Source organism: Flavobacterium sp. LPB0248, from assembly GCF_013388355.1.
In the GTDB taxonomy this organism is placed as follows: Bacteria; Bacteroidota; Bacteroidia; order Flavobacteriales; family Flavobacteriaceae; genus Flavobacterium.
Window position 1 is genome coordinate 3,566,765 of sequence record NZ_CP058246.1, and the last position, 23,359, is coordinate 3,590,123.

Annotated in this window: 22 protein-coding genes; 8 read left to right on the top strand and 14 right to left on the bottom strand. The window is 33.2% G+C overall.

Annotation, left to right across the window (positions count from 1 at the left end; genetic code table 11):
• Positions 1-3: 3 nt before the first annotated feature.
• A complete protein-coding gene (locus LPB248_RS15095) occupies positions 4-1,098 on the bottom strand; it encodes a Nif3-like dinuclear metal center hexameric protein (protein WP_177212161.1) in 1,095 nt (364 codons plus the stop codon).
• Between the two features lie 98 nt (positions 1,099-1,196).
• Between LPB248_RS15095 and lpxK the strand changes: the two genes are divergently transcribed.
• Positions 1,197-2,219, top strand: coding sequence for a tetraacyldisaccharide 4'-kinase (gene lpxK, locus LPB248_RS15100; protein ID WP_177212162.1), 1,023 nt, complete (start codon positions 1,197-1,199; stop codon positions 2,217-2,219).
• A 24-nt stretch (positions 2,220-2,243) separates the two neighbouring features.
• On the opposite strand, the gene LPB248_RS15105 is transcribed toward lpxK, so the two are convergent.
• The 3 genes from LPB248_RS15105 to lipA form a co-directional block, all read right to left on the bottom strand.
• Positions 2,244-4,415 carry an ATP-binding protein gene (locus LPB248_RS15105; RefSeq protein WP_177212163.1) on the bottom strand — a complete coding sequence of 724 codons (2,172 nt, stop codon included), beginning with the start codon at positions 4,413-4,415 and terminating at the stop codon, positions 2,244-2,246.
• Positions 4,416-4,441: 26 nt separating this feature from the next.
• The gene (gap, locus tag LPB248_RS15110) at positions 4,442-5,440 is read right to left on the bottom strand and encodes a type I glyceraldehyde-3-phosphate dehydrogenase (RefSeq protein ID WP_177212164.1); all 999 of its coding nucleotides are present in this window, start codon (positions 5,438-5,440) and stop codon (positions 4,442-4,444) included.
• A gap of 75 nt (positions 5,441-5,515) precedes the next feature.
• Positions 5,516-6,382, bottom strand: a complete 867-nt coding sequence (gene lipA, locus LPB248_RS15115) for a lipoyl synthase (RefSeq protein WP_177212165.1) — start codon at positions 6,380-6,382, stop codon at positions 5,516-5,518.
• A 299-nt stretch (positions 6,383-6,681) separates the two neighbouring features.
• Between lipA and LPB248_RS15120 the strand changes: the two genes are divergently transcribed.
• Entirely contained in the window at positions 6,682-7,554 is an 873-nt protein-coding gene (locus LPB248_RS15120; protein ID WP_177212166.1) for a M48 family metalloprotease, read from the top strand.
• A 198-nt stretch (positions 7,555-7,752) separates the two neighbouring features.
• The gene (locus LPB248_RS15125) at positions 7,753-8,628 is read left to right on the top strand and encodes a M48 family metalloprotease (RefSeq protein ID WP_177212167.1); all 876 of its coding nucleotides are present in this window, start codon (positions 7,753-7,755) and stop codon (positions 8,626-8,628) included.
• A gap of 56 nt (positions 8,629-8,684) precedes the next feature.
• Here the strand turns inward: LPB248_RS15125 and LPB248_RS15130 are convergent, their stop codons facing one another.
• The 7 genes from LPB248_RS15130 to LPB248_RS15160 form a co-directional block, all read right to left on the bottom strand.
• On the bottom strand, positions 8,685-9,065 hold the full coding sequence (locus tag LPB248_RS15130; protein WP_095929421.1) for a PH domain-containing protein: 381 nt from the start codon (positions 9,063-9,065) through the stop codon (positions 8,685-8,687).
• 126 nt (positions 9,066-9,191) lie between these two features.
• The gene (locus LPB248_RS15135) at positions 9,192-10,019 is read right to left on the bottom strand and encodes an energy transducer TonB (protein ID WP_177212168.1); all 828 of its coding nucleotides are present in this window, start codon (positions 10,017-10,019) and stop codon (positions 9,192-9,194) included.
• A gap of 159 nt (positions 10,020-10,178) precedes the next feature.
• The gene (locus tag LPB248_RS15140) at positions 10,179-10,730 is read right to left on the bottom strand and encodes an RNA polymerase sigma factor (RefSeq protein ID WP_177212169.1); all 552 of its coding nucleotides are present in this window, start codon (positions 10,728-10,730) and stop codon (positions 10,179-10,181) included.
• Positions 10,721-11,827: a glycosyltransferase gene (locus LPB248_RS15145; RefSeq protein ID WP_177212170.1), complete on the bottom strand. Its 1,107-nt coding sequence runs from the start codon at positions 11,825-11,827 to the stop codon at positions 10,721-10,723. Before LPB248_RS15145 ends, LPB248_RS15140 begins: the two co-directional genes overlap by 10 nt.
• 84 nt (positions 11,828-11,911) lie before the next feature.
• Complete coding sequence (locus LPB248_RS15150) at positions 11,912-12,526, bottom strand: FMN-binding negative transcriptional regulator (RefSeq protein ID WP_177212171.1); 615 nt, start codon at positions 12,524-12,526, stop codon at positions 11,912-11,914.
• Between the two features lie 57 nt (positions 12,527-12,583).
• The gene (gene murB / locus LPB248_RS15155) at positions 12,584-13,597 is read right to left on the bottom strand and encodes a UDP-N-acetylmuramate dehydrogenase (protein WP_177212172.1); all 1,014 of its coding nucleotides are present in this window, start codon (positions 13,595-13,597) and stop codon (positions 12,584-12,586) included.
• A 109-nt stretch (positions 13,598-13,706) separates the two neighbouring features.
• Positions 13,707-14,810: a pyridoxal phosphate-dependent aminotransferase gene (locus LPB248_RS15160; RefSeq protein WP_177212173.1), complete on the bottom strand. Its 1,104-nt coding sequence runs from the start codon at positions 14,808-14,810 to the stop codon at positions 13,707-13,709.
• A gap of 164 nt (positions 14,811-14,974) precedes the next feature.
• Here LPB248_RS15160 and LPB248_RS15165 point away from each other — a divergent pair, with 164 nt between their 5' ends.
• On the top strand, positions 14,975-15,715 hold the full coding sequence (locus LPB248_RS15165; protein ID WP_177212174.1) for a hypothetical protein: 741 nt from the start codon (positions 14,975-14,977) through the stop codon (positions 15,713-15,715).
• Positions 15,716-15,737: 22 nt separating this feature from the next.
• On the opposite strand, the gene LPB248_RS15170 is transcribed toward LPB248_RS15165, so the two are convergent.
• From LPB248_RS15170 to recF, 3 genes are all read right to left on the bottom strand, one after another.
• On the bottom strand, positions 15,738-16,784 hold the full coding sequence (locus LPB248_RS15170; RefSeq protein WP_177212175.1) for a glycosyltransferase: 1,047 nt from the start codon (positions 16,782-16,784) through the stop codon (positions 15,738-15,740).
• Positions 16,785-16,858: 74 nt separating this feature from the next.
• Complete coding sequence (locus LPB248_RS15175; RefSeq protein WP_177212176.1) at positions 16,859-17,536, bottom strand: DUF2461 domain-containing protein; 678 nt, start codon at positions 17,534-17,536, stop codon at positions 16,859-16,861.
• 127 nt (positions 17,537-17,663) lie between these two features.
• On the bottom strand, positions 17,664-18,743 hold the full coding sequence (gene recF / locus LPB248_RS15180; protein ID WP_177212177.1) for a DNA replication/repair protein RecF: 1,080 nt from the start codon (positions 18,741-18,743) through the stop codon (positions 17,664-17,666).
• Positions 18,744-18,985: 242 nt separating this feature from the next.
• Here recF and LPB248_RS15185 point away from each other — a divergent pair, with 242 nt between their 5' ends.
• From LPB248_RS15185 to LPB248_RS15200, 4 genes are all read left to right on the top strand, one after another.
• A complete protein-coding gene (locus tag LPB248_RS15185) occupies positions 18,986-19,765 on the top strand; it encodes a tetratricopeptide repeat protein (protein ID WP_177212178.1) in 780 nt (259 codons plus the stop codon).
• Between the two features lie 93 nt (positions 19,766-19,858).
• Positions 19,859-20,431 carry a 6,7-dimethyl-8-ribityllumazine synthase gene (gene ribH, locus LPB248_RS15190; protein ID WP_177212179.1) on the top strand — a complete coding sequence of 191 codons (573 nt, stop codon included), beginning with the start codon at positions 19,859-19,861 and terminating at the stop codon, positions 20,429-20,431.
• Between the two features lie 166 nt (positions 20,432-20,597).
• On the top strand, positions 20,598-22,538 hold the full coding sequence (gene mutL, locus LPB248_RS15195) for a DNA mismatch repair endonuclease MutL (RefSeq protein WP_177212180.1): 1,941 nt from the start codon (positions 20,598-20,600) through the stop codon (positions 22,536-22,538).
• The gene (locus LPB248_RS15200; protein WP_177212181.1) at positions 22,535-23,347 is read left to right on the top strand and encodes a rhomboid family intramembrane serine protease; all 813 of its coding nucleotides are present in this window, start codon (positions 22,535-22,537) and stop codon (positions 23,345-23,347) included. Before mutL ends, LPB248_RS15200 begins: the two co-directional genes overlap by 4 nt.
• Positions 23,348-23,359 lie beyond the last annotated feature (12 nt).

Below are 23,359 nucleotides of genomic sequence, written 5' to 3' on the forward strand. Positions count from 1 at the left end.
ATTTTATAAGTACTTAACTGGATTTGTATTTTCTTCCGATAAAATGATTGCAAAATTAAGAATTTTTTTTCGAAGATAATCAACAATATAATTTTTTGTATAGCGTTCGCTCTCAAAATGACCAATATCTGCCAAAAGTAACTTGTTTTCAGCTTCATAAAACTGGTGATACTTCAAATCGGCAGTCAAAAATGCATCTGCTCCAGCACTTATTGCGTTTCTAATTGCAAAACTTCCAGAACCTCCTAAAACAGCAACTTTTTTTATTTTTTTGCCTAAAAAAGCAGAATGGCGAATTCCGTCGGAAATCATTTTTTCTTTTACGAAATGCAGGAAATCATTTTCATCCATTTCAGTTTCAAATTCGCCAATCATTCCTAAGCCAATATTCTGATGTGAATTTTCAAGATTGTAAATCTCATAAGCGACTTCCTCGTAAATATGATTCGCAAAAAGCGCTTTTAAAATGCGAGATTGCAAGTGCTTTTCAAACGTAACTTCGATTTTTATTTCTTGCGTTTCGGTTAAGTTGTGGCGTTCTCCAATAACAGGATTGCTTTCAGAATTTCCTTTATATGTTCCAATTCCTTCAGAGTTAAAACTGCAATTTTCATAATTGCCAATTGTTCCTGCACCTGCTTCAAATAAAGCATTTCGAACTTTATCTGCATTGTCTGGAACAGTATAAGTGACTAATTTTTGGATGAAATTATTTTTAGGAACTAATATTTTAGTATTTGTCAAACCCAAAGCATCACAAAATATTTTATTCACTCCAGCTGAATGATTGTCTAAAGCGGTGTGAATGGCATAAATAGCAATATCATTTTTAATTGCTTTTAGAATTGCACGCTCAACATAATTTTTACCCGTAATTTTCTTGATGCCAGAAAATAAAATCGGATGAAAACAAACAACTAAGTTGCAGTTTTTAGATACGGCTTCGTCAATTACATTTTCTAACGCGTCGTGACAAACTAATACTCCTGTGCAATCAGTTTCAGAATTTCCAACTAAAAGACCGACATTGTCAAAATCTTCGGCGTAAGCCAAAGGAGCCATCTCTTCAAGAACCGATATAATATTTTTGATTTTCATTTTAAGATTTGTTTCAAGTTTTAGGTTTCATGTTTCAAGTTCTATGACTTGTACCAAAACCTTAAACAAATTAACGAAAAAAATTATACTTTCGTAGAATGAACTTACTTCGAAAATTACTTTTTCCATTTGCTATTTTATACGGATTCATTACTTCAATCCGCAATTTTCTTTTTGATAAAGGAGTTTTAAAATCGACTTCATTTGATCTTCCTGTTATTGCTGTTGGAAATTTAAGCGTTGGCGGAACTGGGAAAACACCACAAATTGAATATTTAATTCGATTATTATCTGATAAATATAAAGTGGCGACTCTAAGCCGCGGTTATAAAAGGAAATCAGAAGGTTTTGTTTTAGCGGATGAAAATTCGAATGCTGAAATTTTGGGTGACGAACCGTTTCAGTTTTATCAAAAATTTCCAAATGTAATGGTGGCTGTAGATGCCAATCGTACAAATGGGATTCAACAATTGCTTTCGCAAAATGAGAAACCGGAAATTATTTTACTGGATGATGCTTATCAGCATCGAAAAGTAAAAGCAGGTTTTTATATTTTGCTTACTTCTTACGGAGATTTATATGCAGATGATTTTATGCTGCCAACAGGGAATTTGAGAGAAAGTAGGAGTGGAGCAGAAAGAGCCAGTATCGTAGTGGTTACAAAATGCCCTAGTATTTTAACTGAAGAAGAGCAAGCAATAATAAAATCTAGATTAAAGCTCAATTACAAACAACAGTTGTTTTTTAGTTTTATTGATTATGATAATGTGATTTACGGTAAAAATGAAAAAATTACAGTAAGCGAAATTAAACCAGAATCAAAATTGCTGCTGGCAGGAATTGCAAAACCAAAACCATTTTTTGATTATTTAAAGAATGAAAATGACGAATGTCTAACTTTCCCAGATCATCATCATTTTTCGGATAATGATTTAAATGCGATTCAGAATAAAGCAAACGGAAGAAAAATTGTTACAACCGAAAAGGATTATGTTCGATTAAAAGATTCAAAGTTGGTTTCGCAATTATATTATCTTCCAATTAAAAGTTCATTCATCAATCATCAGCAAGACTTCGATGCGACGATTTTAGAGTATGTAAAAGAAAACTTAGAACCTTAGTGTCTTAGCATCTCAGAACCTTAGCTAATCAAAAAACTTAGCAATTGTACTGTAGAATTCATCTGGAACAAAAGGTTTTGTAATCACATCATCCATTCCGTAAGAAAGCAACATGTCGCGATTTTCATCAAGCGAAATAGCTGTTAAAGCTATAATTGGTGTCGTCTTGTCAAATTCACGAATCAGTTTAGTTGCTGTAGTTCCGTTGATGCCAGGAAGATGAACGTCCATTAAAATCATATCAAAACGTTTGATTTTTAGAAGTTCAACAGCATCTTCTCCATTGTCAACAATCTCGCAGGTAATGTTTTTGTTTTCCAACATTTTGCGAGTGATCATTTGATTGATCTTGTTGTCCTCAATCAATAAAATAGATTTGTTTTTCAATTGTTTGTCATTATAAGGTTTTACTTCTTCGATTACTTCCAATGGCTCGTTGTTGATTTTAAAATTTAATTTGAAGGTAAACGTAGAACCTTTACCAACTTCACTTTTTAATTTTATTTCGCCTCCTAAAAGTTCGATTAATTTTTTTACAATAGTAAGGCCAAGACCTGTTCCGCCGTATTTTCTGTTTACTTCGATAGAGCCTTGAGAGAAGCTTTCAAAAACTGACTGAAGTTTGTCTTCGGGAATTCCAATTCCAGTATCGACGATTTCAAAATAAACTGTTGCTTCTTCTCCTTCTTGCGAGTATAATTTAGCAATAACATTTACATGTCCGTTCTGAGTAAATTTTAAAGCATTGTTGATTAAATTAAGTATGATTTGAGATAGTTTTGTTGGGTCGCCAATTAAATTATCAGGAATTGCTTTGTCTATTTCTAAGTTGAAGTAGTTTTTGTTGGCTGTAGCTAGTTCTTTTAATGAACTTTGAATATTAAAAAGTAATTCTTTTAAGTTAAAGCTAATGTTTTCAACTTCAACTTTAGTTGAATCAATTTTATTAATTTCTAAGATTTCATTGATAAAAGTAGTCAAATAGTTTCCAGAGAATTTTAAAGATTCTAAATATTTGAGCTGTTTTTTCTTTGGTTTGTCTTCGAGCAAAATATGCGTAATTCCGTTAATAGCATTCAACGGTGTCCGGAGTTCATGGCTTACGGTAGATAAAAATTCAGATCTTGCTTTTGAAGCTTTTTCTGCTTTGTTTTTGGCTAAAATCAATTCTTTGTTTTTTTCGCGAAGCAGTAAATTGTTCTGGTTTCTTATAATGTTGTTTTTGTACAAAGCCAAACTCAAAAGTGACAAAATCGAAATTAAGGCAATGGCCAAAATACTGACTAGTTTAGAATAGCGATAGGTTTTAAGCTGAAATTTTTCTTCGCTTTCTCTTTTAATAGTATTGTTTAAAGATTGATTTTTTTTGAATTTTTCATATTCGTTCAAATCAATTTTGGCATTTTTTAATCTTAAAAGATAATTTTCAATCTGATAATGTTCGTCTAAGTAAGAATAAGCGAGATCATAATTTTTATTTTGTTTATAGTATTGGCTTATTGCTAATACAATTTTCGATTTTTTAGGAAGGTCATTTATTTTATTATTATAATCCAGCGCTTTATCAAAATATATAATGGCCGAATCATTTCTTTTGAGTTGGCCTTCAATTAAACCAAGCTGATAATACGCATCAATTTTTGTTTTTATAATTGCGTTATTATCTGGTTTTTTGGTGATTGTTTTAAAAGTTTTTACAGCTGATTTAAGATCGTTATTAGTCTTAAAAGCTAAAGCCTTTTGATAATTTAAAACTTCAGCATTGTCTTTAATGTCAAGCTGTTTTAATAAATCTTGAGCTTTTGTATAATAGACAGAAGCTGTTTTATAATCTCCCTTGGCGGTATTGGTTACCCCAATATAATGCAGAGCTAAAACTTTTGTACAGCTAGGTTTTAGGGTGTCAAATAAAGAAACTGTTTTGTGGAAGTTTTTTAAAGCGTCTTCAAATTTTTTCTGGTTGTAATAAATTTTACCAAGTTTAAAAGTCTGATTGGCCAAATTTTCTTTTTTGCCGTTTTCTTCGCAAAAATTAATTGACTTCTCTGTGTAAAAAATCGCCTGATTGTATTTTTTATTGTTAAGATTGGTGTTAGCCAGCTTGTTATAATAGGTCACGCTATCCGTATTCTTTATGGTTTGAGAATACAAAAACGAGTTAAAAAAACAAACAACAATAAAAAGACAGTATTTCATGTATGGCAATGCTATTACAATGAATCTTATTTTTTTCTTATCAGTAAAATTAAATCGATCAACCTTGATGAATAGCCAATCTCATTATCGTACCAGCCTACTACTTTTACCATTTTATCGATAACCGATGTTAGCTGAGCATCAAATAAACAAGAATGTGTGTTGCCGATTACATCAACCGAAACAATCGGATCTTCGGTATAATCCAATATTCCTTTTAAATTTGTTTTTGAGGCTTGTTTGAATGCTTTATTAATTTCTTCAATGCTTACAGCTCGTTTTACATTGAAGGTTATGTCTGTTAATGAACCGTCTGGAACTGGGACTCTAATGCCACAGCCACCCATTTTATTGTGCAATTTAGGAAAAATTTTTGTTAATGCCTTAGCTGCACCTGTAGTTGTTGGAACAATCGACTGGCTGGCTCCTCTCGCACGACGTAAATCCTTATGTGGTTGGTCATGAAGACTTTGGTCTGTCGTGAAAGAATGTATAGTCGTAATATACGCTTGTTCAATTCCGCATAATTCCTCAATGATTTTGATCATTGGGGCTGCGTTATTTGTAGTACAGCTTGCATTTGAAACTATATCTTCGTTTCCATCCAAAATATGTTCGTTTACACCAAGAACTACCGTTTTTATGGTGTCAACTTCTGATGGAGCAGAAAGAATAACTTTTTTTGCTCCAGCTTCTAGATGCGCATTTAATTCTTCGTGCGTTTTATATTTGCCTGTCGATTCGATTACAATATCAATCGAATGCGATTTCCAGTCTATGTTTGAAATACTTCTTTCATGAAAAAAGAAAAAATGCCTTCCATCTACAATAATGCTATTTTCATCGTGACTTACTTCAGCTTTCAAAACGCCGTGAATACTGTCATATTTAATTAAATGCGACATGGTTTTGTTGTCTGCAATGTCATTTATAGCAACGACTTCGATTTCGGGGTGATCTAAAAGAAGACGGAATAAATTTCTCCCGATTCTTCCAAATCCATTAATGGCAATTCTTGTTTTCAATGTTTTATTTATTCGTTTAATTGTTTAACCGTTTAATCGGTTTTACAATTAAACGATTAAACGGTTAAACTTTTTTTATAAAATATGTTTTTGTGCTTTGTATGAAGAACGAACAAGAGGTCCGCTTTCTACGTGTCTAAAACCTAACTCAAGACCAAATTTTTCATATCTGGCAAATTGTTCAGGTGTGATAAATTCTTTTACAGGAAGATGTTTTTTACTTGGCTGAAGATACTGTCCAATTGTTACAACATCAACATTTGCATTTTTTAGATCGGTCATGGTCTGGAAAACTTCTTCTTCTGTTTCTCCAAGGCCAAGCATAATTCCAGACTTAGTTCTGTTAATTCCTTTTTCTTTCAAATAGCGAAGCACTTCTAAACTTCTGTCATATTTTGCCTGAATACGAACCTCACGCGTTAAACGGCGTACAGTCTCCATATTATGAGAAACCACTTCAGGATTTGCTTCAACAATTCGATCTATATTTCTTTCAATTCCTTGAAAATCTGGAATTAAAGTTTCAAGAGTAGTTTGCGGATTCATTCTACGGATAGCTCTTACAGTTTCCATCCAGATGATAGAACCGCCATCTTTCAAATCATCTCTGTCAACACTAGTAATAACAGCATGTTTGATATTCATGATTTTAATAGAACGAGCTACTTTTTCAGGTTCGTCCCAATCTACCGTTTCAGGTCTTCCGGTTTTTACGCCACAGAATCCGCAAGAACGAGTACACACATTTCCTAAAATCATAAAAGTCGCTGTTCCTTCGCCCCAGCATTCTCCCATATTTGGGCAGCTTCCCGAAGTACAAATGGTATTTAAACTATATTTATCAACTAAACCTCTAAGTTCAGTATATTTTTGTCCGATAGGTAATTTTACTTTTAACCACTTTGGTTTTGTGGTAGGTATATTTTCAGCGACTGTTTCCATATATCAATGTTCAAAGTACAAAGATACGGAATGTAGTTTATTTTGAGATGTTTATTTGCTTTTCGTTTGCATATCTTGTTTGTGGGGAATATTTGAGATAATTCAGCTCAAATGTTAATAGTTTAGGTTTAAGTATGATTTGAGAATTGTTTTTTGGTTTATGTTTAATTTTTTAATCTGTAGTTCCGTTTTTATGGATTATAAAAGTTCAGCCTTAATCTGTTACAAATTTGGCTTCTTGGGATCTTGTAAAATTAGTGCAGTGGTAATTTTGCTGTTAATTTAACAGTTTTAAAACCATGAAAAAGAGAATTATTGTATTAGGAGCTTTATTTGCAATTTTAAGTTTAACCAAAACAAATGCGCAGATACTTTCAGATAAAACGATGGGAGCTTTAGGAAAAGGTGTTTCAGGATTTACTTTTAGTGATGCAGATGCAGCAGCTTTAGCCAAACAATCTATTGCAGAATTGGATGCAAATAATCCAGTTGCCGATCCAAAAGATGGGTATTCAATTCGGTTAGATCGTTTGTTTGGAAAACATACTACTAGCGAAGGAGTTACTTTAAACTATAAAGTGTATCTAGTAAAAGATATAAATGCTTTTGCATGTGCCGACGGAAGTGTTCGTGTATTTGCAGGTTTAATGAATATTATGGATGATAACCAGCTGCTAGCTGTTATTGGTCATGAAATCGGGCATGTTGTTAATCATGATACAAGAGATGCTATAAAAGCTGCTTATAAAAAAGAAGCTTTATTAGATGCAGCGTCTTCACAGTCGGGAAAAGTAGAGACTTTTACTAAATCGCAGTTGGGGCAAATAGGAAGCGCTATGATTGATAGCAAACACAGTAGAAAACAGGAATCGGAGGCAGATAGCTTCTCTTATGATTTTATGAAAAAAAATGGTTATGATGTGAATGCAGTGGAATCGGCTTTTAGAATTCTTCAAAATTTAAGCGAAGGAGCAGAAGCATCTTTTATGACTAAAATGATGAGTTCTCATCCTGATTCTGGAAAAAGAGCAGATACAGCAAAAAAGAAAGCAACAAAAGATGGATTGTATCATGTTTACGAACAGCAGAAAATTGATAATACAGCTCCTGTAACAGAAACGAAGAAAGCAACTACTACAACAAAGAAAAAAAGCACAGCAAAAAAGAAATAAGCAATACATGATTCAAAACCGGTAAGCCAAAAAAGTTTACCGGTTTTTTCTTTTTACGATAGAATCAAAATCCACTGTAGGTTGATTATCAGCTCATAAAAATGTTTTATCTTTATTTGTTGAAAAACAAGTTTTGTGTGAAATTAAAATAGCATTTTGTTATGCTACATTTGTTGTTAAATTGTAATTATAAAAAATATGAAAAAGAAATTTATAATAGTAGGACTTTTATTTACAGCATTTGGTTTAACTAAAATGACTGCACAGATTAATTTTGGAGATAAAGCAATTGGGGCAGTTCAAAAAGGAGTTACAGGTTTTACTTTTAGTAATGCCGATGCGGCAAAATTATCTAAAGAAGCAGTTGATAAATTAGATGCAGAGCATGAAATTGCTGGACCAACTGATGGTTATACTTTAAGATTGAATCGTGTTTTTGGAAAACATGCTTCTGGAGACGGATTTACTTTAAACTATAAAGTATATAAATTGAAAGAAGTGAATGCTTTTGCAACCGCAGATGGAAGCGTTCGTGTTTATTCTGGATTAATGGATATTATGGACGATAACGAGCTGGTTGCAGTAATCGGACATGAGATTGGGCACGTAGCAAACAACGATTCTAGAGATGCTATTCGTGCAGCTTATCAGAAGGAAGCTTTAATGGATGGAGCAGCTTCTCAATCGGCGACTTTGGCAACTGTAACAGACAGCCAGCTTGGGAAAATTGGAAGCGCAATTATTGATAGTAAATACAGCCGTAAACAAGAGTCGGAAGCAGATTTGTTTGCTTATAACTTCATGAAGAAAAATGGTTATGATGTAAATGCTGAAGAATCGGCTTTTAGAATTTTGGCAAAAATGAGTGAAGGATCTGAAGCTTCGTTTATAGATCAGATGATGAGTTCGCATCCTGATTCTAAAAAAAGAGCAGATGATGCTAAGAAAAGAGCAGAAAAAGATGGTTTGTATAAGCCGTATGTACAGCAGAAAATTGTAAATACAGTTCCTGCAACTACCGCTAAAAAAGCAACTACAACCACAAAGAAAACAACTACAACGAAAAAGAAATAAGAGTTGTTTCTTAAATTATAAAACCCAGCAAATTTCTGTTTGCTGGGTTTATTTTTTTATCCTAATACATGAAAAGCAAGAATCTTTTGCACTTCATAAACATTAACCGATTTATTGAATTGTTTTACAATGCTCGGGTGTTGTTCGCTTGAAATCCAGATTTTTAGTTCAGCATCCAAATCAAAAGTTCCTGCAGTTTCTACGCTGAATCTCGTAATGCTTTTGTAGCCAATAGATTTATACTCTGTTTTACTTCCTGTGATTCCTTGTACATCTACTAAGATTAATCTTTTATTGGTAAAAATGAAGGTATCACGAATAAGTTTGAATCCCATTTCGATTTCTTCATTTGCAGTTAAAAGCTGTCCGTATTTTTTAATTAAATCTTCTTGGCTTACTGAACCTGCATTGCCAAGAATGGCTGAAAATATTCCCATTATTCTGTTTTAATTTAGTTAAAATGATTTCCGTTTTTGAAGGAGTAAATGTAGTGGATTTTAGAATTAAATGTAACAAAAAAAGCAGAACCTAAGTTCTGCTTTTTACTTTTCAAAATATTTATATTATTCTACTTCTGTTTTTATTGTTATAGGAAGGTTATATGCGGTTCTCACTGGTTTTCCGTCTAGAATTCCTGGAGCCCATTTTGTTTTCAATGATTTAAGAACTCTAATCGCTTCTTTTCCTACTCCGTAACCAGGATCATTTCTAACAATGATGTCAGTAAGCGATCCGTCTTTCTCAACTACAAAAGAAACATATACTTTTAATGTTCTTTCTACATCAAGCTCTGGTCTGCGGAAATTGTTTCCAACGTATTTGTAAAACTGAGCAATTCCGCCCGGAAATTCTGGAAGTTTATCCAAAATCGCAGTAGAAACTGGATCATTACTTGGCGGTGCAACCGAAGCAACTTCGCCATTTCCTCCTCCGCCTCCTGTTGTAGGTAAGGCATTAGTAGCGGTTCCTGTTCCAGAAGCATTTTCTACAACTGGTGCATTTTCTGTATTAGGAGCGATTTCCTTAACAGCTTCTGTTGTTGTTACGACTACAGGATTGGTTAATTGAACCGCTTCTGTTTGGCTTGTAGCTGTTTGTTCAACCATAGGCGCAGGCGGGGCCGGCGGTGGTGGCACAACAGTTGGATCAACGTGTACAATTGTAGGTTCGTAAATCCTAGGTTCTGGATCGACTTCAACAGGCGAAGTTTTTAATTTGCTAATAAGTACAGGTGCACTTCCTAAAGCCGTTATTAACAATAAACCCATAAAGAGAGCTGTAACAGAATTTTTGGAATTCTCCTGGCGTAATTGATATGCGCCATATTCTTTGTTTTTGTTCTCGAAAACAAGATCGGTCCACTTGTTTTCATAAATGCTTAATTTAGACATAATTTTTGGGTTTTAAGGTTAAGTAACTTTAAATCATACGCAGAAAAGGTTTAGGTTGGAGCTAACAACGTAAATGTTGTAGTTTTTAATGTTTGTTAAAATGTATTGTTTTTAAGAATAAATATGAGAATAATTTATTCTTTGATTAAAGATAATAAATTATCTATTACGTTCGATAATTTCGGCCAATAATTTTTTAGCACGTAAAAGTTTTACTTTAACGCTGCTTAATGGTTCGTCAATCTTAGCAGCAATCTCCTGATAAGACATTTCCTGAAAATAACGAAGCTGAATTACTTCTTGATAATGTGGTTTGAGTTCTTTGATGCATAAGAGCAGACGGGAAAGATTCTGTTCTTTAATTAAGGCATCTTCTGCAGATGGAGTAGGGTCGGCAATGTTGTATGCCTGTTGGTCTTCGTTGTCAGTGATTTCTATGAAAAGATTGGTTTTCTTTTTTCGAAGTAAATCTATATAGACATTTTTTGCAATGGCAATAAGCCAGGTATTAAACTGAAATTCTGGATTGTAAGAAGCTATTTTGTCAAAAGCCTTGGAGAAAGTTTCTATTGTGATATCTTCTGCGGTGGTTTCGTTTTCGGTACGTTTGAGCATAAAAGCGTACACCTCATTCCAATAATGATCTAATAAAAAAGTAAAGGCGATCTGATCGCCTTTTTTTGCTTTTTCTATTTTAGAATTTATTTCCAATATACCGGTTTTGAAAAGATATTAGTTATAAAGATATTAATTTGCGTTAATATAAGCGCTATCTCAACAACTGGAAACCAAATTTTGATATCTTTTTCTTTTAATTTTCCTGCTGAGCATCCAATTACGATCCATACAACAGTATAGCGAGTTGCTAAAATTGCCAGTACAGCGATCCATTGAAATTGAAATGCTAATAATATAATAACTAATATAAAGAAGAATAATTGTGAAAGGAAGAATAATCCCAGCTGCATTTTATCAAAAAACTTATAATGCTCTGCAGTAGAAATATGTCTTCTTTTTTGAGTAAACCATTCTTTATATGTTTTCTTAGGTTCTGAATAGGTAAAACTCTCAGGTGTATAAGAAATAGTAGTGTTGGTTTTATTGGCAGCTTGATTAATGAACAAATCGTCGTCTCCAGAACGAATCTGAATGTGGTCAATAAAGCCATTTACATTAAAGAATTCTTCTTTTTTATAAGCAAGATTTCTGCCGACTCCCATATATGGAAGACCCATTTTTGCCCACGAAAAATATTGAATCGCGGTTAAAATTGTTTCGAAACGAATGATTTTGTTTAGGAATGAACGCTCTACTTTTTCGTAACCTCCATAACCTAAAACGATTGTTTTATTCATGGTAAATTGCGAAGTCATAGAAGTAATCCAATCTTTAGAACTCGGAAAACAATCAGCATCTGTGAAAAGTAAATAATCTTTTTTGGCAGCTTTTATTCCAAGCGTTAAAGCGTATTTTTTATTTCCCCAAAAGGCTTCGTTATTTTCAACTTTTACCAAACGGATATTAGAAAATTCTTTTTCAAATTCTTCAAAAACCTCAAGAGTTTCATCGCTGGAAGCATCATCTATTAGAACAATTTCAAAATCAGGATAATCTTGCTGTGCCAAAAGCGGAATGTATTTTTTTACATTCTCTTCTTCGTTTTTTGCACATACAATTACAGAAACAGGAAGGTTTTTAGGCTTCACATGCTGAGGCTTGGCAAATGCAAATTTTCCAAAAACTCCGAGATAATAAAAAAGTTGAACTGCAACTATAGCAATAAAAAAGTAAAATATGTATATAAGCATCTGATTTATTTGATTCTATTAATTTCACGTTTTGCGACTGCAAATGTACTTATCAATTCGCTAAATTCAATAGCTAAAACCGATTTACTTTCGGCATTTTGACATTTCTTTTGCAACAGCAATAGACTGAGGGTTTTCGGTTTTTTCCAATTCCGAAATTATATTTTTGTAATTATGATCGTCTCGATTTTGAGAGAGTTTTTTGGTTGCTTGAATTTCTTCAATTTCGATTTCAAAACCAAATATTCCTCTGGCTTCGCGCATTGTTTTTTCAGATAAATCTTCAACACGTACAGGGTTTTTAGAATTTACCTCGTATTTGTCTACAAGTTTTTTCAGCTGTTCTACTGAAGTTTCGTAATCCACAATCTTGATTTTTCCATAAACATGTACGGCTATATAATTCCAAGTCGGAACATTTTCATGATCGTACCAAGAGGAAGAAATGTAACTGTGCGGACCTGTAAAAACAGCCAAAACTTGGTCATTTGCCGAAAAACCTTCTGCTTGCGGATTTAATTTTGAAATATGTCCTTGCAAGATTTCTTTTCCTTCAGCATTTATTTCCAGTTCTATCGGAATATGCGTTGCGCATAATTTTCCGTTAGTTTGATTAATCAGGATTCCGAAACTATTTTCTTTCAAAAAAGCTCTAATCTCGTCCTGATTTTCATTTTTGTATAAATCTGGTGTATACATTTTTTTCTTTTTTAGGTCCAAAGGCTCAAAGAGGCAAAGGTTCAGAGGCTATAAACTCTAAATCACATTCACTTCCGCTTCAATCTGAATGCCGAATTTTTCAAAAACGGTTTTCTGAACTTCTTTTGAAACGGCTAAAATTTCTTGTCCTGTCGCGTTTCCGTAATTTACCAAAACTAAAGCTTGATTTTTATGAACTCCCGCGTCTCCAAAACGTTTTCCTTTAAAACCTGCCTGTTCAATTAGCCATCCTGCTGGAACTTTTACTTCAGTTTCTGAAACTTCATAGAATTTCATTTCTGGAAATTTCTGGTGGATTTTCTCAAAATCTGATTTTAATAAAATCGGATTTTTAAAGAAGCTTCCGCTATTTCCTAATTCTTTCGGATCTGGCAATTTGCTTTGTCTGATGGCAATTACAGCATTACTCACGTCTTTTAAAGTAGGTTCAGTAATATTGTTTTTAGCCAATTCAGCCAAAATATCTCCGTAAGAGGTGTTGATTTTATGATTACGCTTAGTCAATTTAAAAACAACCGATGTAATAATGTATTGGTCTTTTGCTTCATGTTTGAAAATACTTTCACGGTAACCAAAATTACATTCGGTATTTTCGAAAGTTTTCATTTTCTGAGTTGCAATATTCATGGCTTCGCAAGAAACAAAAGTGTCTTTTATCTCAGTTCCGTAAGCGCCAATGTTTTGCACTGGAGTTGTACCAACATTTCCAGGAATTAGAGACATGTTTTCTAATCCGCCAAAATTGTTGTCGATTGTCCAAAGTACAAAATCATGCCAAGTTTCTCCAGCCTGACTTTCGACCCAAACAAAATCGTCGTCTTCTTTAATTATTTTTTTGCCTTTTAAGTCGATATGAATTACCAAAGCGTCAATATCTTTTGTTAAAAGCATATTGCTGCCGCCGCCCAAAATGAATTTTTTCTCGTTTTTGTTTGCTGCTAAAACTGTTTTCAATTCATCAATAGAATGAACTGCAACAAATTGTTTAGCACTGGCTTCAATGCCGAAAGTATTATATTTTTTTAAAGAAAAATTGGATTGGATTTCCATAAATAAAAAGGCTTTTTAAGTTCCGAAACTTCGGAAAAATTCTGAGATCAAAAGTAACGATAATAATTTATTTGAGTAGATTTTCTATAAAAAGACTTTTCTCTAGATTTTATTTTATCGCTTCAATAAATCGCTGCATTTCTTTCATTGTGCCAATTGTAATTCGCGTCCATTTTCCGTTTTCTTCATAGATTTTTGTTCCTTGTATATTGTGGGCTTCCAATTGCTTGAAGAAATCTTTTTTATAATTGTCTAAAGAAAAATAGATGAAGTTTGCGTGCGAAGGAATGCAGGTTAAATTAAGTTTAGTAAGCTGGTCGATGGTATATTTTTTTACTTCTTCATTTGCCTCGTGTACTTGCTGAATGAATTTATTATCATTCAACGACGCCATCGCTGCAGCTGTTGACACTACACTGATAGACAAATTTGGAGAAGATTTTAAAGCGCTAAGTTCTTCAATTGTTGACGAAGATGCAACAGCATAACCTATACGAGCGCCGGCCAGACCATACATTTTTGAAAAAGTTTTTGTAATGATTAAATTTTTATTTTCGATTACGAGATTACTTAATGATTTTTCTTTTGTGAAATCTAGATACGCTTCATCCACAAAAACAATTGCTTTTTTAGACGCTTCTTTTACAAAAGAAACCAGTTGCTCGTAATCGCAAATTGTCCCTGTCGGATTATTGGGATTACAGATATAAATCATTTTTGTATCAGAATCGATTGCTTTTAGCATTGCTGGTAGATCATGCTTTTTATCGACAGTTAGCGGAACTGTGATTTTTTTTAAACCTAATTTCTCAGAAGGAAATGCCCAATAATTAAAGGTTGTCTCGGCCAGTATAAAATTGCCTTTTTGTAAAGCAGTATATTGAAGAACCAAGTCTAGAATTTCTGTTGAGCCAGCGCCAAGTAAAATATTCTGGTTTGAAACATTGTTTTTTGTTGCAATAAGTGCAATTAATTCGTCTGAAAGATTCCAGCCATATCGATTACTATTATTGATGCTTTTTTGCATAGCAGCGCGAGCAAGTGGAGAAGGGCCATAAGGATTTTCATTTGATCGTAATAATATGGGCGATTGGTCTAAATCTGGAAGAATATATGTTTCTGGTGGAGTATTTGCGAATGTTTCAAATTGGCAGAGGCCTAATCCAACTGCACCTAAACCTATTTGTTTTAACCAGTTTCTTCTATTGCTCATATTATTCAAAGATTAAATTAGACAATTTGTTTTAGTAGTATGTCGTTGAGATTGGAGAAAAGTTACGGCTTGGTTTTTGTTTGTAAGATTATTTACAACTATTCTGGATTGAATTTTATATTTGAATGGTTTTTATTGATTTTTAAAGACTTAATAATTCTAAAATGAAAAAGATGACTCTTAGAAAGAACAAAGAACTAAATTTAAGTAAGTGTATTATAACTGCATTGTTGCTCTTTGCGCAATCAGTAGTTTCTGCACAAATTAATGTGTATGGAAATTGGAGTATTGATAAGATATTAGATTCAAATGATTTTCAGGAATATTCAATCGTTAAACAAGATGATAGGAATCCTTGGGGAAATATCCTTACACTAAATCTAGATGGAACATTCTTATGCGGAAATAGAGCTCCATGTGGAAATGATGTTTTTAGAGTGGTTTCTGGTGATTTTGTAAAAGTCGGAGATTCACATATTCGTTTTATTGTAAAAAGGAAATCGTCAAGCAGTTATGGTAAAGTAAATCACTTAGATTCAAATTTGAATAAAGACTTAGGGATTTTTTATATCTATGAAGATGCAAATTCCATTCGATTAATTCAGAGTAGCGGTAATTTGCAGGAAGATAAAGATAGAATGCTTTATAGTCAAATGCTTGATTTTTTTACGAAAGAATGGAAATCTTATGATTTTGCTTGGGAAAATACAGATGGGAATCAGCCAGATGAAATTTTGAAAGATTGTAAAGAGAAAACAAAACAGATAGATCTATCTAATTGTAATATTGTGTTTTCTAGAAATGAAAGTTATGGAGATATATTTCTTTTGAGAGAAAATGAAAGTTTTTATTATGTAGTTTATAACGCTATAAATAAAAAAGTTTCCTTGGCTTATCCAAAATAAGTTTTGTGTCTTTGCGGTTAAATTATTTTCTAGAATCAATCAATTTATGATATCGATCAGCGATAACTTTCATATTGATATCATAATTAGCATTTTCTTCTACAAATTTTCTATTTCGAATAATAGCCTGATTTCGAGATTCAGAATTCTCAAAAGACCAAATCAATTCATTGGCCAGCATTTCTGTATTGTCAATTTCAATCAATTGCCCATTTTTACGATGCGTAATCCAGCTTTGGTTGCCTGGAATATCTGAAACTATAGGGTAACAATTACACGCCATTGCTTCAAACAAAGATGCCGAAACACCTTCGGTAATTGGCATACTAATATAAATATTGGATTGCTGTAATAATTTTGGAAGCTCTGTATTTGGAATTCTTCCTGTAAAAATCACTTTCTTTTCTATATCTAATTCTTTAGCCAAATCTTTCAAAAATTGCAGTCTTGTTCCGTCTCCGACAATTGTAAGTGTAAAGTCAATTCCCTTCTGATGTAAAATTCCAAAAGACCTTAAAATAGAATCGTGTCTGTATTCTGGCATAAGCGAACGCGTTACAATTGCTTCAATTTTGTCTGAGTTGTTTGTTGAAGGAGTAAAAAGCGATAAATCAATTCCTTTTGGAAGGACTAGAATCTTGTTCATGTCAACGCCAACTTTTTTCATGTGAATGGTCATAACAGGTCCCCAAGCATGAATTAAATGCGCTTTTTTGAAAGCATATTTTTGAATGAATTTTTTAAAAGGATATAATTTAGATTCCTCTGGCCATAAATCGGTACGGCCTTGCTGTGCGATCGCAATGGTTTTTGATCCAGATAATGCTGCAAGAAAACCATAACTGGTGGTTCTTTCTGCAATTACCATATCTGGTTTTTCTTTTTTAATTGTTTTTCGAATAGAAAGAGGAGAGAAAAGATACTCTAAAATGCGTTTGAATCTATAATTGTTTGATGTTTGAAGTTCCCAAGTGATAATTTCAAAATCGCCAAATTCCTTTAAACCTTTCATCCAGGTTATGGCATCGGCACGATAAGATTCTCCAAGAAAAAGTATTTTCCTTTTCATTATAAAAGTTTTTTCGCCACGAATTCACGAATTAATTTTGAATAATTCGTGAATTCGTGGCGATTTTTTTATCTCTAAAATTCTTCAGTATCTAAAGCTCGGTTTATAAATTCGTTTAAAGGTTTTAGAGCAATCAATTTCTGGCTTATCTTTTTTACGAAGTCTTTCTGAGTAACTTCGGAGATGTCGTATTTTTGAGTTGCGGTGAAGCTTTTCAGTTTTAAGAACTCAATTGCAGGATGATCTTTTTCATAGCCGCGTGGCATGCTTTTAAGCGAATTGTTTTCGTTGATGTCTAAACTTCCGAATTCTTTTTTGAAATTTTTGTCATTTAAGATTTCCTGCAAATCATCATAGAAAAAAGCAATTTCTTTACGAACTTTTTTCAAATCTTCAGATTCAGGAGAATAAAATCCGCCTGCTATAAAACTGGCGCCTTTTTCAATATGCACATAATATCCAGCGCGGTTTAAACCTTTGGTTCCGCCAGACATCCAGATTCCTAAATGCGCTTTGTAAGGAGATTTGTCTTTAGAAAAACGAATATCACGATTAATTCTAAAAGTGCAATTTTTAACTTCTAATAGTTCTAAAGAAGGATCAAGCGGTTTCATTGCGTCTAGAAAATCGTTTACCAATTGATGGTAGTCTTTCTTGAAAACCTCATAGCGTTTTTTGTTTTCCTGAAACCATTCTCGGTTATTGTTCTTTTTTAAATCGTCTAAAAATTGCAATGATTCTTTCGCTAACATATTCCTTATATATTTTATTGCAGTTATTTTTTAAGTTTTTTGTTTAAGCTAATTTAATGATTTCTATTTTGGAATTGATTCTAAAAGCTGATACAAATTATATCAATTTTTAAGAAATCGGACAAAATCACAAATTAAATATCTTATAAGTCTGATGCGTCGATTTTACAATCGCCTCAGTTCTTTCGGGATGAGTATCTGAGATGAAAAGCTGTCCAAACGTTTCACTATTGACCATTTCGACAATTTTAGCAACTCGTGTTTCGTCTAGTTTGTCAAAAATATCATCAAATAATAAAATAGGCTTTACGCCACTTTGTTTCTTTAAAAATTCAAATTGCGCCAGTTTAAGGGCAATCAAAAAAGATTTTTGCTGTCCTTGTGACCCGAATTTTTTTATCGGATGAGAATCGATTTCAAAAGACAAATCATCCTTATGAATTCCAACACTGGTATATTGAAGTGCACGGTCTTTATTGATGTTTTCTTGTAAAAGCGCTAAAAGATCTTTTTCAAACAAATGACTTTCGTAAACGAGTTGTACACTTTCTTCCGATCCGGTTATTACTTGATGGTGCTTATTAAATATAGGTATGAACTGTTCCAGAAAATTTTTCCGTATTTCAAAAATAGACTTTCCGTAACCGTTTAATTGTTCATTATATATAGATAAGGTATCATTGTCAAAAACATGATTTAAAGCAAAATATTTTAAAAGAGCATTTCGCTGCGTAATCACTTTTTGATATTGAATGAGTTCGTGCAGATAAGTGGAATCTAATTGTGAAATAACACTATCCATAAATTTACGACGCGTTTCGCTTCCTTCAACAATCAAGTCACGATCTGCAGGCGAAATAATTACTAGCGGAATAAAACCAATATGATCCGAAAATTTATCATACGCTTTTCCGTTTCGTTTTAGTACTTTTTTTTGTCCCTTTTTTAAACTGCAGACAACTTGTTCTGTTCTCTCATTTTTTTCGAGTTCAGCATCGATAACAAAAAACTCTTCACCGTGTTTGATATTTTGTACTGCCAACGGATTAAAATAGCTTTTACCATATGCTAAATGGTAAATAGCATCGAGCACATTGGTTTTTCCAATGCCGTTTTTTCCAACAAAACAGTTGATTTTGATATCGAAATCAAAACTTGCCTCTGAAAAGTTTTTGTAATTGAATAATGAGATTTTGTTTAAATGCATTTTTTAGAGACTCCAAGTATAAAAATTGCTGTTTTTGAGCAGTAAAAATTTGAGGGTGCAAATTACCGAAAATTATCGATATAATTGGCTTTGGAGGTGTTTCAAACTGATTTATTTTAGCGCTTTCGCGAAAGGACAAGCGAAATACAAAAATATTTTTTTTAAAATAGTGATAAAATTGAAATTTTTTACCTCAGTTTCAATAAAAATTTTATTTTTGCCGTTCACTAAATAAATTTTAAATGGCAACTTACAATAAAAGAGGATATAAGACACCAAAAGAAAAGGAAGTAAAAGAAGTTACTGAAGAACAACAAGTAATTATTGACGAAAAAGACAGTACTACAGCTGGAGTTTTCTCAAAATTAGATGAGACAGCTTCAAAAACTGAGGACTGGGTGGCTAAAAATCAAAAAATCATTATTGGTTTAGTTGCTGGTATTGCAGTTGCAACAATTGGATATTTGGCTTACCAAAAATTCATTGCAACTCCTAAGCAAGAAGAAGCTGCAAGTGAAATGTTTGTTGCACAGCAAAACTTTGAAAAAGCTGTAAATGGTGTTTCTAGCGATTCATTATTCAAATTATCATTGAATGGTTCTGAAGGTAAATTCGGATTCATTAAAATTGCTGACGAATATTCTGGTACAGATGCTGGAAACTTAGCAAACTACTATGCTGGTATCGCTTACTTAAATACTGGTAAATTTGATGAGGCAATTAAATATTTAGGTGAATTTAAATCTGAAGATGTAATCTTAAGTGCTTTAGCAAAAGGTGCTACAGGAGATGCTTACTCTCAAAAAAATCAGCAAAAAGAAGCTTTAGATTTTTATGTAAAAGCTGCTGAGTCTAACAAAAACGATTTTACAACGCCTCGTTTCTTATTAAAAGCTGGAAAAACTGCTTTAGCTTTAGGACAAAAAGAAGATGCATTGAAATATTTTAATGACATTAAAGACAATTACGACAGTACTCCAGAAGCAGCATCAGTTGATGCTTTGATTGGATTAGCACAATAAAAATTTTAGACTTTAGATTTAAGATTGTAGATTTGTAGTTAAGAATCTAAATTCAATCCCGAAAATTCGGAACAAAAATCTAAAATATAAAAGATGGCTACTGAAAATAAAAATCTATCAGAATACGATAAAAACACAATCCCAAACGCGAAAGACTTTCGGTTTGGGATTGTTGTTTCTGAATGGAATGATACTATAACAGAAGGACTTTATAATGGTGCTTTTGATGCTTTAGTTGATTGCGATGTTCCTGCACAGCAAATTATCCGTTGGAATGTTCCAGGAAGTTTTGAGCTGATTTATGGAGCTAAAAAAATGCTTCAGACTCAAAATGTTGATGCGGTTATTGTAATCGGATGTGTAATTCAAGGAGAAACAAAACATTTCGATTTTGTTTGCGAAGGTGTTACGCAAGGAATCAAAGACTTAAATGTTCAAACCGATATTCCAGTTATTTTCTGTGTATTGACAGATAATAATATGCAACAGTCAATTGACAGAAGCGGAGGAGCTCACGGCAACAAGGGAACTGAAGCAGCAATTGCAGCAATCAAAATGGCTTATATTCGTCAGCAAGCTTCAATAGCGCACGTTTTTAATCAGCCATTATTGACGTCGGGTGCGATTCAAATTGAAGATTCACCGAAAAAAATAGAAAACGAATAAGCACGTTTGTTTTAAAAAATATTAAAACCTATACTGTGTAATAACGGTATAGGTTTTTTTGTTTTTTTTATGATTATTCTTATTCTAAAAGCCAACCAAAATTCATTAAATTTGTACTTCTTGGTTTGCAAAAACCTAATCTAACTTTAAAACCTATTTTTGCTTAATGTCGAGTATTATTCAATTGCTTCCTGATCACGTTGCTAACCAAATTGCTGCTGGAGAAGTGGTTCAAAGACCAGCTTCAGTCGTAAAAGAATTGTTAGAAAATGCTGTTGATGCCAAAGCAACTGATATCAAATTAATAATAAAAGATGCTGGTAAATCGCTGGTGCAAGTTATCGATAACGGAGTCGGAATGACCGTTACTGATGCACGTTTGTGTTTTGCGCGCCATGCAACTTCCAAAATTCGTCAGGCCGAAGATTTATTTTCGCTTGGTACAAAAGGTTTTCGTGGAGAAGCGTTAGCTTCTATCGCCGCAATCGCGCATATGGAAATGAAAACAAAACAAGATCAGGACGAACTTGGAACACATATTGTAATTGAAGGAAGTAAATTTGTTTCGCAGGAAGTGGCAGTTTTGCCAAAAGGAACTTCGTTTGCGGTTAAAAACTTATTTTTTAATATCCCTGCTCGCCGTAATTTCTTAAAGTCAGATACAGTTGAATTTCGTCACGTAATGGATGAGTTTCAGCGTGTGGCATTGGCTCATCCAAATATTCATTTTAGTTTTTACCATAACGGAAGCGAAATGTATAATCTTCCTGCAGCAGGATACCGTCAGAGAATTGTGGGTATCATGTCTGGTAAAACAAATGAAAAATTAGTTCCTGTAAATGAAGATACAGAAATTATAAATGTTCAAGGATTTGTATGTAAGCCAGAGTTTGCAAAGAAAAATAGAGGAGAGCAATTCTTTTTTGTAAACGATCGATTTATAAAAAGCAGTTTCTTGCATCATGCGGTAATGTCTGCCTACGACGGATTGCTGAAAGATGGTTCTCAGCCAAGTTATTTCTTATACCTGCAGGTTCCACCAAATACAATTGATATCAATATTCATCCAACTAAAACAGAAATTAAGTTTGACGATGAACAAGCGCTTTATGCTATTTTAAGAGCGTCAATAAAACATAGTTTAGGGCAGTTTAATGTTGCTCCAGTTTTAGATTTTGATAGAGATGCCAATTTAGATACGCCATATCACTATAAAGATGTAGAAGTGGGAATTCCAACCATTCAGGTTGATGGAACTTTTAATCCTTTTACAGATGATAAAACCAATCAGCATTATAGCAAAGCGGCTTTGGGATCATCTGGATATAGTTCTGGTTCTTCTTTTTCGTCTTCATCAGGATCATCATCTTCTGGATCGTCGTATTCTGGTTTTTCTAAGAGAGTAGAACCAACCGCAAGTTGGGAAAGTTTGTATGTTGGGTTAGATGTTGAAAATCCAGAAAGCATAGAAAGTTCGCCTTTTACATTTGAAAATGAAGAAGTGACTTCTTCTTTATTTGATGACGAAGAAGTAGAACAAGCAACGCAGAAGACCTATCAAATACATAAGAAATATATTGTATCGCCAATAAAATCAGGAATGATTATTGTGGATCAGCAGCGTGCACATCAGCGAATTTTGTACGAACAATTTTTGCTGAATATGACCGTAAATCAAGCTTCTAGCCAGCAGTTGCTTTTTCCTTTAGATTTGTTTTATTCGGCTTCAGAAATGAAACTGATAGAAGAATTGAAACCTTCTTTGGAAACTACTGGATTTGTTTTTGACGAAAGTAAAACAGATCACGTTGTAATTTCGGGAATCCCGGTAAATATTACAGAAAGTGAAGTTTCGCAGGTGATTGAACAATTATTGAGTGATTTGCAAGACGGAATTCCTGCAAACAGCTACAGTCAGAATGACACAATTGCCAAGTCGATGGCTAAAAGTTTAGCGGTTAAAACGGGATCTTATTTAACCGAAAAAGAACAAGATAATTTGGTAAACGGTTTGTTTGCCTGCAAAGATCCAAATATTTCACCTTTTCAAAAACCTACCTTCATTACCATGCGTGTTGAAGATATAGATAAAAAGTTTGCTTTATGATGAATATTACGCCAGTAGTTAAACAACTGCTAATTATTAATATTATATTTTTTATTGGCTCTCAGTTGGTGCCAGTTTCTTATGACTATTTAATGTTGTATTATCCTGAAAGTGATAATTTTAGGATTTGGCAAATTATTACGCATATGTTTATGCATGCGCCATTGCCAAACTTTGCACATATTTTGTTTAATATGTTTGCATTATACAGCTTTGGTTCTGCTTTAGAACATTTTTGGGGAGGAAAAAAATTCTTGTTTTTCTATATCTCTTGTGGTTTAGGAGCGGCATTGCTTCATACGGGTGTAAATTATTTGCAAATACATTCTCTTTTAGATTCTGTGTCTAATTTAAATTTGTCTAAATCGGATCTTCATGTAATATTAAATGCTGATTATCAGTCTCTTTTTGATTCAAATGGTAAAATGGTTCAGGGTGAAGTTTTGAATATTTTAAGCCAAGCACATTGTAATCAAGAGCAGTTTAATATATTGAGAGAAACAAGTTTCATTGTGCAATCGCCTGTTTTGGGGGCTTCTGGCGCAATTTATGGTTTGCTTACAGCTTTTGCATTTATGTTTCCAAATGCTCAGCTGGCGCTATTGTTTATTCCTGTTCCAATCAAGGCAAAATATTTTGTTCCTGGAATTTTAGCAATCGATTTGTTTTTAGGTTTTAAAGGAAGTTCTTTATTTGGAAGTGGCGGAACTGGAATTGCACATTTCGCGCACGTTGGCGGTGCAATTGCTGGTTTTTTAATGATGTTGTACTGGAAAAAAAATCAGTTTAATAACAACCGTTGGAATTAATTTTTAACTTTA

Excerpts from the sequence above, each read along its gene's own strand:
- LPB248_RS15175 (WP_177212176.1), bottom strand. The coding sequence starts at position 17,536 with ATGTTAGCGAAAGAATCATTGCAATTTTTAGACGATTTAAAAAAGAAC.
- LPB248_RS15105 (WP_177212163.1), bottom strand. The coding sequence starts at position 4,415 with ATGAAATACTGTCTTTTTATTGTTGTTTGTTTTTTTAACTCGTTTTTG.
- LPB248_RS15125 (WP_177212167.1), top strand. The coding sequence starts at position 7,753 with ATGAAAAAGAAATTTATAATAGTAGGACTTTTATTTACAGCATTTGGT.
- mutL (WP_177212180.1), top strand. The coding sequence starts at position 20,598 with ATGTCGAGTATTATTCAATTGCTTCCTGATCACGTTGCTAACCAAATT.
- LPB248_RS15170 (WP_177212175.1), bottom strand. The coding sequence starts at position 16,784 with ATGAAAAGGAAAATACTTTTTCTTGGAGAATCTTATCGTGCCGATGCC.
- LPB248_RS15165 (WP_177212174.1), top strand. The coding sequence starts at position 14,975 with ATGAAAAAGATGACTCTTAGAAAGAACAAAGAACTAAATTTAAGTAAG.
- murB (WP_177212172.1), bottom strand. The coding sequence starts at position 13,597 with ATGGAAATCCAATCCAATTTTTCTTTAAAAAAATATAATACTTTCGGC.
- lipA (WP_177212165.1), bottom strand. The coding sequence starts at position 6,382 with ATGGAAACAGTCGCTGAAAATATACCTACCACAAAACCAAAGTGGTTA.
- lpxK (WP_177212162.1), top strand. The coding sequence starts at position 1,197 with ATGAACTTACTTCGAAAATTACTTTTTCCATTTGCTATTTTATACGGA.
- LPB248_RS15185 (WP_177212178.1), top strand. The coding sequence starts at position 18,986 with ATGGCAACTTACAATAAAAGAGGATATAAGACACCAAAAGAAAAGGAA.
- recF (WP_177212177.1), bottom strand. The coding sequence starts at position 18,743 with ATGCATTTAAACAAAATCTCATTATTCAATTACAAAAACTTTTCAGAG.
- LPB248_RS15120 (WP_177212166.1), top strand. The coding sequence starts at position 6,682 with ATGAAAAAGAGAATTATTGTATTAGGAGCTTTATTTGCAATTTTAAGT.
- LPB248_RS15130 (WP_095929421.1), bottom strand. The coding sequence starts at position 9,065 with ATGGGAATATTTTCAGCCATTCTTGGCAATGCAGGTTCAGTAAGCCAA.
- LPB248_RS15160 (WP_177212173.1), bottom strand. The coding sequence starts at position 14,810 with ATGAGCAATAGAAGAAACTGGTTAAAACAAATAGGTTTAGGTGCAGTT.
- LPB248_RS15095 (WP_177212161.1), bottom strand. The coding sequence starts at position 1,098 with ATGAAAATCAAAAATATTATATCGGTTCTTGAAGAGATGGCTCCTTTG.
- LPB248_RS15135 (WP_177212168.1), bottom strand. The coding sequence starts at position 10,019 with ATGTCTAAATTAAGCATTTATGAAAACAAGTGGACCGATCTTGTTTTC.
- LPB248_RS15145 (WP_177212170.1), bottom strand. The coding sequence starts at position 11,827 with ATGCTTATATACATATTTTACTTTTTTATTGCTATAGTTGCAGTTCAA.
- ribH (WP_177212179.1), top strand. The coding sequence starts at position 19,859 with ATGGCTACTGAAAATAAAAATCTATCAGAATACGATAAAAACACAATC.
- LPB248_RS15150 (WP_177212171.1), bottom strand. The coding sequence starts at position 12,526 with ATGTATACACCAGATTTATACAAAAATGAAAATCAGGACGAGATTAGA.
- LPB248_RS15200 (WP_177212181.1), top strand. The coding sequence starts at position 22,535 with ATGATGAATATTACGCCAGTAGTTAAACAACTGCTAATTATTAATATT.